Source organism: Microcystis sp. M_QC_C_20170808_M3Col, from assembly GCF_007095505.1.
In the GTDB taxonomy this organism is placed as follows: domain Bacteria; phylum Cyanobacteriota; class Cyanobacteriia; order Cyanobacteriales; family Microcystaceae; genus Microcystis.
This window is the reverse complement of the sequence record NZ_SFBY01000463.1, coordinates 31,301-40,359: the sequence shown is the minus strand read 5'-3', so window position 1 is coordinate 40,359 and position 9,059 is coordinate 31,301. Positions and strand designations below refer to the sequence as shown.

The 9,059-nt window shown below is 41.0% G+C and carries 8 protein-coding genes, 1 tRNA gene and 1 pseudogene; 2 read left to right on the top strand and 8 right to left on the bottom strand.

The genetic code is table 11. The annotated features are described in order from the left end of the window. Positions 1 to 116 precede the first annotated feature (116 nt). The 5 genes and pseudogenes from EWV84_RS21430 to EWV84_RS21410 form a co-directional block, all read right to left on the bottom strand. Positions 117 to 670 (bottom strand): annotated as a pseudogene (locus EWV84_RS21430) (IS1634 family transposase N-terminal domain-related protein); the annotation flags it as partial. A gap of 142 nt (positions 671 to 812) precedes the next feature. Continuing rightward, positions 813 to 959, bottom strand: coding sequence for a hypothetical protein (locus EWV84_RS21425; protein ID WP_287079934.1), 147 nt, complete (start codon positions 957 to 959; stop codon positions 813 to 815). Between the two features lie 347 nt (positions 960 to 1,306). Continuing rightward, positions 1,307 to 2,797 (bottom strand): MFS transporter, encoded by a 1,491-nt coding sequence (locus EWV84_RS21420; RefSeq protein ID WP_287079933.1) that lies wholly within the window; start codon positions 2,795 to 2,797, stop codon positions 1,307 to 1,309. Positions 2,798 to 2,819: 22 nt separating this feature from the next. Beyond that, entirely contained in the window at positions 2,820 to 3,602 is a 783-nt protein-coding gene (recO, locus tag EWV84_RS21415; RefSeq protein WP_287079932.1) for a DNA repair protein RecO, read from the bottom strand. A 204-nt stretch (positions 3,603 to 3,806) separates the two neighbouring features. Then, positions 3,807 to 3,879, bottom strand: a tRNA-Ala gene (locus EWV84_RS21410). Between the two features lie 77 nt (positions 3,880 to 3,956). Between EWV84_RS21410 and trhO the strand changes: the two genes are divergently transcribed. Then, positions 3,957 to 4,769: an oxygen-dependent tRNA uridine(34) hydroxylase TrhO gene (trhO, locus tag EWV84_RS21405; protein ID WP_287079931.1), complete on the top strand. Its 813-nt coding sequence runs from the start codon at positions 3,957 to 3,959 to the stop codon at positions 4,767 to 4,769. Positions 4,770 to 4,817: 48 nt separating this feature from the next. Here trhO and EWV84_RS21400 read toward each other — a convergent pair whose 3' ends face one another. After that, the gene (locus tag EWV84_RS21400; protein WP_287079929.1) at positions 4,818 to 6,365 is read right to left on the bottom strand and encodes a protein kinase domain-containing protein; all 1,548 of its coding nucleotides are present in this window, start codon (positions 6,363 to 6,365) and stop codon (positions 4,818 to 4,820) included. Positions 6,366 to 6,422: 57 nt separating this feature from the next. Next, a complete protein-coding gene (locus tag EWV84_RS21395; RefSeq protein WP_287079937.1) occupies positions 6,423 to 6,878 on the bottom strand; it encodes a shikimate 5-dehydrogenase in 456 nt (151 codons plus the stop codon). A 406-nt stretch (positions 6,879 to 7,284) separates the two neighbouring features. Between EWV84_RS21395 and EWV84_RS21390 the strand changes: the two genes are divergently transcribed. Beyond that, the gene (locus EWV84_RS21390; RefSeq protein WP_287079927.1) at positions 7,285 to 7,812 is read left to right on the top strand and encodes a hypothetical protein; all 528 of its coding nucleotides are present in this window, start codon (positions 7,285 to 7,287) and stop codon (positions 7,810 to 7,812) included. 41 nt (positions 7,813 to 7,853) lie between these two features. On the opposite strand, the gene EWV84_RS21385 is transcribed toward EWV84_RS21390, so the two are convergent. After that, on the bottom strand, positions 7,854 to 8,633 hold the full coding sequence (locus EWV84_RS21385; RefSeq protein ID WP_287079926.1) for a pentapeptide repeat-containing protein: 780 nt from the start codon (positions 8,631 to 8,633) through the stop codon (positions 7,854 to 7,856). Positions 8,634 to 9,059 lie beyond the last annotated feature (426 nt).

Here is a 9,059-nt window from a genome sequence, read left to right as displayed (position 1 = left end):
TCAGGGAAAAAGTACCTGAATTTTCCCCCTGATCACTCCCATGCCTGGTACTTTTTGATTGACAAAAAGTCTAAAAGTCTTACCCAACAAGGTTTTTAGATTTATTCAGCAGACCCTAGGTAGGTAGAAGTGACATCATACAAGACTAATGTTTCTGATTCTAATTGTTTCAGAGCTAGTTGCTTCTCAATTTTCTCTTGTTTTTCTAATCGCCAATCTAAGGCGTTATATAATTCGTCTTCATCGGCTTTCTCTAAGTCTAACAATTGTCCTAAACTCTGACTGCAAGTCTCGCCATTAAATCCTCTCGCTGTGGCTAATTTCGATTTAGGATTGATGATTCTTGCCACAATCATCGCCACCACTAAGTTTCTGATTCGGGAGGATTTTTCACTGATTATTTTATCTAAACCTAATTTTTTAATCGTCTCTAAAATAGCCATCACATGACCATGAGGAAGACTTCTAATCACTTCAAATTGATTGGGAATGCCTTCAGTCATGGATATTGTTGCCCCTTTAAGAGCCAGTTTTAGATTGTCGATAATATCATCGGGTAATTTTGAGAGGTTGGCCAGGGTTCTTTTTTTGACTTGATCTCCTTCTCGGTAAGATTCTCGAACAAGAACGGCGGGGGGGAATTACGGTTAGGAACTTTTTCTATATACATGGCTATCATTTTAACAAATGGAGAGAATTCTTGTCCATTAATAAATGTTACCAATTACATGGGTACACTAAGAAAAGTTAATGGGTGTATCCATTGATGGATAAGGGTTTTCGGCTATTATAGTATATATGTATGGGGGAGTTCAGATATAAGGCATTCGTTTTTCCTCCTCGTACTGATTTAATTCCTGTTGAAACTCTTGTTCTAATTCAGCGGGTAAGCTCATCAGCCAATCGATAAACTTAAAGAGGTTGAGAATATCCTCTCGTTGATAACCCTGTTCGTACAACCGTTTAGTTAATGCTAATTTCGCTTCGTTGCGGGGGAGATGGGAGATGGGAGAATAAATAGGGTTTGCGGCAAAAAGTTTTTCGTGGGGGTAGGGTGTGGGGTGTGGGGTGTGGGGTGTGGGGTTTTACCGATTTTCAGGGGGTCAATTAGCTAATTTTCAGGGAAAAAGTGCCTAATTTTCCCCCCCGATCACTGCCATGGCCGCCACTTTTGGATTTCAAAAAATTCTAAAAGTCTTATCCAATAGGGTTTTTAGATTTATTCAGCTAACCCTAAATAAAGGCAATCTCCTGAATACTGACTCCTGAATACTGTTTACTGATAACTGATAACTGAAAAGTTCCGCTAATCTTTAGATAAATTGCTAGAAACATACCAAGTAAAACCACCGCCGATAACTGCCATAACTGCTAAAGCTAATAGTACCGGTCGGAGTCCGAATTGAGTTTCAGCGATACCGGCGACAGCTAAGGGTAAAGAGAGGGCAATATTAACGGCATTGTTTTCTAAACCAAAGACTTTACCGCGCATTTCGGGGGGTGTATCTGCCTGTAGGGTAGTTTGCATGGGAACCCCGACTAAAGCAGCAAAAATGCCCAATAAAGCGGTCATAGCGAAGGCTAAAATTAAACTCTTTGTTGCTAGAGATAAACCGATTAAAGCTGCCGCCATACCCAGAGAACCCCAGAGACTTAATTGGGTGTGGGAGAATTTTTGGCCCCAATAACCCAAAGTAATCGCACTAACTGCCATTCCTGCACCACAGGAGGCTAATAAAAAGCCGAATTGAGAAGCTTTTAACCCGGGTAGTTTTTCGGCCATACTGACGGCTAATACCGATAGAGCAGCAAAAATACAGAATAAGATGACTAATTGAATCAGAGCATTACGAACTTTATGATTTTTGTTGAGGTAACGAATGCCGTCGCGGATATCTTCCCAAACATGGGGCTGTTCTGCGGTAGGAATGACATATTTTTCGTTAGTTCGCAGGATAATTAGAATTAAACCGGCAATTATATAAAAAGCACCGACAATCATCACTTTGCCAATATCAAATTGTCCGGCTCTGGTGCCGAAAATACTATCAGCAAAAGCTAATAAAGGTTCACCGATGGCAAAACCGATAATTAATACCGCCATGGTGGTTAAAGTGTTGAGGGAATTAGCTGGCAAAAGATGACGACGTTTTACCACTAATGGCAGGGTAGATTGTTCGGCGGGGGCAAAAAATTGGGTTAAGGTGGAGACAAGAAAAGTAATGACTAACAACAGGAAAAAACCGAAGGGTAAATTAAATTCTCCTTGTAGCCGGTAATGCCAATTTCTTAAACCTTCCGGCAGCCAACCGAGGGGAACGGCTAAAGTTTGCTCGCGCACTAACCATAACAATAGGGGAATGAGGAGGACAAAAGCCCCGCGTAAAAGGTTAGAAATAACTAAAACTTGTTTTTTTAACCATCTATCAACATATACACCCGCCACCGAACCCACTAACACCGCCGGAATTGTATTAGCAATCATTATCGCCGATACCCAGCCACTAATTGACTGATCGGCTTTTTGGTAATGGGTGGCAATTAGGGAGATCATCAGGACTAAATAGAATTTATCCGCTAATTGGGAAAAAATTCCCCCCGCCCAGAGAGTGAGAAAGCGCGGGTTTTTTAGCACTGGGGCAAAACCCTGACTAGGATTGGATTTGGGCGCACGTTTAGGCAAGCGGTTCATGGTTTCTGTGTCGGATTGCCTCGGTGAGGAATCGGAAGAATTAAAAACAGGAGTGGAGGAGTCGCTAGACGTAGCGTCGTCAGTTTCTGAGTCAAACAGTTGCATTATGATGATTGTTGCTATCTGTTTAAAATTCTAAGGGAGATAAACCCTCAACTAATGCCGAGGAGCGAAAAGTTTTTCCCAGATGATATTGAGTATAGCGGCGCAGCAGGCGATCGAGGTTAATCCAAGCTAGTTCTGAGGCCAGGTTTTCTTCTGGGGGAAAATCTGTTTTTCCTAGGCATTGCAGTAATTGCAGTTCTTGCTGCGTCAGTTTACTATCGATTTTGGGCGGGTTGATTGTTTCTGTTAGGGCAGCTAGATCTATTATTCCCCCTGCCTCGAAACTGAATCCTAGGCAATTGTCCCTAATTAAAGCTTTTCCCGTCAACAGGCAGTTATGGACTTGCGGCACTAAGCCAGCAATTATTAAGAAATGAAAAATTGCTTGACAAAGATAGGGAAGTATGTATTGATTTTCGTCGAGGACTTCAATTCTGGCCAGATGGCCGCAGATTAATTCGTATAATTCCCTCTGGGGTTGTTCGCTCAGGGCGATCGCCAAAACCAGTTCGCAGAGGTATTGGCTAACGGTGAGTTTGGCGAGATTTTGACTTAATTTGGGATAAGATTCGATAGTTTCGGCTTGAACGACCTTATCTAGGGATTTTCCTGCGACTATTAACAGATTATTGACCACAAATAGTTCACTTCTACCCCGCAGGGAAGATTTATACTTGCGCGCACCGGGAGCGATGGCTCTAATTAAACCATATTCGGCGGTCAAAATAGTTAACAGGCGATCGGCCTCTCCGAAGGCCATTCCTTGCAGATTGATTCCAGTAGCTTGATAGGTACGAGACATCATTGATAGCAGTTATCTTAATGGTGAGGTACGAAGTTTTCGTTTTGGGGAGACTCCAAGACGACTCCCTCTAAACCCTACACCCTACACCCTACACCCTGCCCCCAGGAAAAACTTTTTCGGCAACCCTAGCTAATTGTCTCCCAAAAAGACTTGAGCTAATCACCAAGCAAAGGGGAATCAGTCAGGACTATGGGGGAGATGCTATGGAGGTTAGCGGACTCGAACCGCTGACATCCTGCTTGCAAAGCAGGCGCTCTACCAACTGAGCTAAACCCCCGATCTGGTTTTTAAGACACTCTCGTAATTATAACCTATAGTGAAAAATATTACAAGTTAATTTTCCCTTTGCTTGCCATGTCTTATCTAGTCGCCACTTTTTACCAGTTTGTGGCTTTGTCAGATTATCGTCAAAAACAGCCAGAAATACAAAAATACTGCCAAGAAAGAGGCATTAAAGGAACTATTCTTCTGGCAGCCGAGGGGATTAATGCAACGATCGCCGGGAACAGTCAAGCGATCGCCGAGGTGATTAGTTGGTTAAAAACCGATACTCGTTTAGCGAATCTAGAGGTGAAAGAGTCTGTTTGCGATTATTTGCCCTTTCAACGCTTAAAAATTCGCTTAAAAAAGGAAATTGTGACTTTTGGTCAACCCAAGGCTAATCCTCTCGAAAAAACAGGAATTCATCTCAAAACTGAACAGTGGAATCAATTGCTGAAAGAGCCGGATGTGGTAGTTATCGATACTCGTAATAATTATGAAGTGGCGATCGGTACTTTTGCGGGAGCGCTTAACCCTGAAATAGGGCATTTTCGCCAATTTCCTGAGTATATTCAGGACAATTTTGATAGTATTAACGATAAAAAAATAGCTCTTTTTTGTACGGGGGGAATTCGCTGTGAAAAGGCGGCAGCTTTTTTATTAAATCAAGGCTTTTCTCAAGTTTATCAGCTAGAGGGAGGTATTTTGAAATACTTAGAAGAAGTTAGTCCCGATCAGAGTCTTTGGCAAGGAGAATGTTTCGTTTTCGATCAAAGAGTGGCACTAACAGCTAATTTAGAGGTAGGACATTATGAAATGTGTCCCGCTTGCGGTCATCCCATCGATGAAAAAGATAAACAATCCCCCAATTACCGAGCAGGAATATCTTGTCCCTATTGTAGTTGATTTTATCCTATTGTCCCGCTCTCATCTCCCTACTTTTCTAATATCTGGTTACTGTTTTTTGCGGATTTGTGTACCAGAAATCATGTCATGAAGGGTGCGTTTTTTCTTTGTCCAGGCTGCCAGTAAAAAGCCCAAATATAAGGGAGCAGTGGAGAGACATTTTAGTAAGTAGCGGCGATTTGCTCTCGCAAAAGATATGCGTCTTCCTTCGCTATCGGTGACGGATAAATCAAAAAACATTTTACCAATAGTGGCTTTAAAAAGATATTCTAAGAAAACATAATATAACCATTTAATAACTATTCCTAAACCGAGAGCAGTCAGGATGGCAATATGTTCGTGAGTAAAGTTAATTTTGGCTTGAATATTATAGATAATTGCCGCTATAAATAAAACAAACCCGATAATTGTTGTTCCAGTTGCACTTAATCCTGCCGCATAGTAAACCCAGATTTCTTTGGCTATATTGAAATTAAGATTTAAATCTTGAAAAGTTGACCATTGTTGTAAGCGAAAACAGATATAACCACCTAATAAAGCGGCGATAATAAGAACGATAAAAGAATCAATTAAAGAGGCCTTTAACCGGAGCCAAAACCCAGCATAACTGGGAGAAATTGCAGCTAGTAAAGAAATAAGTGCCGGATTGGGAATAGGAATAATTTTAGGTTTTTCAGGAGAAGAATTTTTAGTTTTTTTAGTTTGATGGGGATTGGCTTTAATATCAGTAATAATTTTTAGCAAAGTTTTGGTATCTTTAGGTCGATCAATAGGTTTTTCTGCCATTAAATTATCGATAAAATCTGCTAATCGAGAAGGAATTTTTTGGGTATATTTACGCCAGTTAAATTCATTGGTATTAATATTATAAATTTTCGGGTCACTGGGTTCTTTACCGGTTAACAAAAAGACGAAAGTTTTGCCCAAAGCATAAAAGTCTGATTGGGGGACAGAGTGACCACGAGATTGTTCAGGGGGAGCATATCCAGGGGTATAAATTCCTGTATTTTTGCCTCCTGCTAGGACGGTTTTAGTTACTTGTCGCGCTGCCCCAAAATCAATTAAAACTAATTGACTATCGGGTTTTAAGATAATATTAGAGGGTTTGATGTCGCGATGATAGAATTTATGTTTATGAACTTCGTGGAGAATATTAGCTAACTGAGTTAACCAATCCAAAGCGAGATTATAATCAATCGGTTTAAATCCTCTTTGTTTTTGATATTCTTCTAAGTCAATACCAGCAATTTTCTCCATAACTAAACAGTGTAAAGCAGTTTGACTCTCCCGGGGATGATAAATAAAATAGTTTTCTCCTTTGGGAATACCGGGGTGATTTAATTGTTTTAAAAGATTAGCTTCCTGTTGAAATAAATCAATAGCTTTGCTGGAATCGTAGGTAAGAACTTTTAATACTTTGGGTATTTTATGTTCATCTATCACTTCATAGGTATTACCAAATCCACCTTTGGCACTCAATAAATTTGTGACTCGATATTTACCATTTAAAAGCAAGTCGGAACCACAGGATTGACAGTAACGACTCTCCGTGATAGTTTTCGGTTTAGGACAATGAGGATTAATACAAAAACTCATGGATTTTATTGGTAGATTACAAAATAAACTTGATGATTAAAATATCCCCTGATATATTTAAGGTTTATTGCCAAGAAAAAAGCCGCGCAATCCCAAAGTTACCACGGCACTTAAAAAAGCTACAACCATGGGGATAATCAGGGATTTAAACCCTTTCAAGTCCGCAATATCTTTAACTAGGATTGCATAACTATCTTCGACTTTTTCCAGTCGTTTATCCATTGTTTCGACTTTCTGATCAAGAGTTTTAATATCTCCTTTCATTTCTGTGACTTCCACCTTTAAATCATTAACATCTTTTTGGAGACTGTCAAATTTTTGATCCATATCTCTTTGGAGATTGTCTATTTTCTGATCCACATCTCTTTGGAGACTGTCAAATTTTTGATTAACATCTCTTTGGAGAGAGTCAATTTTCTGATTAACATCTCTTTGGAGAGTGTCGATTTTACTCTCGATCCTTGTCAGGACAGATTCAAGGGAATAGGTAACGGTTTCGCTAGTTTGTGTCATAATTAAAACCCTCTGGTCGATATAGCCAAATATAATTAGGTTATGCTGAAACAGTTTTTCGTGGGGGTGGGGTGTCGGGTGTGGGGTTTTAGCCATTTTCAGGTGGTCAATTGCCTAATTTTCAGGGAAAAAGTACCTGAATTTTCCCCTCTGATCACTCCAATGGCTGGCACTTTTTGATTTCAAAAAAGCCTAAAGATATTATCCAACAAAGTTTTTAGATTTATTCAGCCAGCCCTAATTATTCCCCTATTGCCTATTGCTAGGAGCCAAGGACGATTTTGCTACCGGAAAATTTTCAATTGTGGCCAGAGATCGATCGTGGTAATTTAAGAAAGCGATCGGGGAACTCTAACAGGGAAGATCCCGACCCTAGCCAGGGAGTGCCTGTTTAACCGTCTGTCCTATGTACAAGTCTATTACTGTTTTAACGCTGCTGACGGGAATTATCGCCGTTGATGTGGTTTTTGCTCAATCCACTGTTAATCTTCCCATCACAGTTAAACGGGGAGAATCCTACGAAGGATTATTGACTAGAGCATCGCAATTAGCAGAGAAAACTATCATCAGTCGTTTTAATCAACAACAGGGTATTAATAAAATTGATTTATTAATAACGGCCGAAAAATCAGGGGCGATCGCACCTCTCCTCTCGGTGAAGGTATCCCGTCAAGATTGGTTTGGCCATCCCAATATTCAACGCTGGGCTAATGTTTTTCCCTTTGGCAAAGATATCCTCGGTTTTAGCTCTCCCGCACCCGTCGTCACCCCGAAAAGTCCCCCCGCTGCCGTTAATCCCACGCCATCTCCAGCACCATCTCCCAGTGCTACCACTCCTCCTCCTCCCCCTGCTTTACCCTTCGAGGATGAGCCGAATAATGCTCCCCCAATCCCCATTCCTAACCAAAGATTAACCACTCCAGCTAATCGTTAATCGATAGGAAAAGGAGGGGCTTTTGGCAGATATATTGACTTTTAAGTGGCAAAACGGGGCTGAAACCAGTCTAGGGGAAAAATATCATCTTCTTGGGCGGTTTCTGTCCAACCGGTGACGCTCTCAAAACAAGTCCCCGTCAAGTTAGCACCCCTCAAGTCCGCTCCCTGTAGATTTACCTCTTGTAAACGCGCTCCCGCTAGATTAGCACCCGCTAAATTGGCCCCGCGTAAATCACTACCCGTCAGACGTGCCTCGCTAAAATTAGCCCTTTCTAAATTGGCCCCCTGAAAGTCCACCTCTTTAAGAAAAGAGCCGCTAAAATTGGCTTCCCTTGCGGAAATCTGACGACATTTAGCCCCACTTAACCGCGCTTCCTGCAAATTAGCCCAATTGAGATTGACTTTATCTAGGGTTGCCTCCTGGAGATTAACTAAGTATAAATTCGCCCCGCATAAATTCGCCCCGCATAAATTCGCCCCCCGGAGATTAGCATGGGAAAGATCCGCCCCACTTAATCGCGAGTTACGCAGGTTTGCCTGTACCATAAAGGCCCCGGTGAGATTGGCTTTGGTTAAGTCCGCTTCCACTAATTGCGCTTGACTTAATTTGGCATAGGTTAAATTCGCCCAATTCAAACTCGCTCCCCGCAGATTTGATTTAGTCAGAAAAGAGCGACTCAAATTAGTTCCGCACAAATTGGCCGCAGCAAAATTGACAGCGATTAGAGTCACTTGTTGTAGATCTAGACTCATCAAGTCAATGGCTAAAAAATCCCGCTCTCCTTGTTCGTAGAGTCTTAGTAACTGATTAACTTTCATCTCCCTTCTTCTACTTTAAGATGGTGGTTAAGAAGTAATCAACAAAAGCACCCAAAAACTTCGTCTGATAACTAACTCAGCTTTTAGATGAGTTAGTTATCAGGCTCTCTTTTGAGTTTATGTAAAGTTTTTTATCGATTTTTTAAGAGAAGATAACCCGAACAGCAAGTTAATTTTAATCATAGTTAAATAGCTTGGCTAAAACAGTTTGACTGGTTTTTCCAATTCTACCCCAGTCCATCGGGTAATCAGTATCTGAAACTACTCTTGTTAAAAAACTTATCTATTGTTCAAACTCGATTATATTTAACCCAGCCGATTCTCCGTATTTTATCCGATAAGAGCGGTGGAGCCGAGAGGACTTTCAGGGTATTTTTACCCAAATCAATAGAGACGTTGCTAGGCAACGTCTCTACAAAAGTGGTA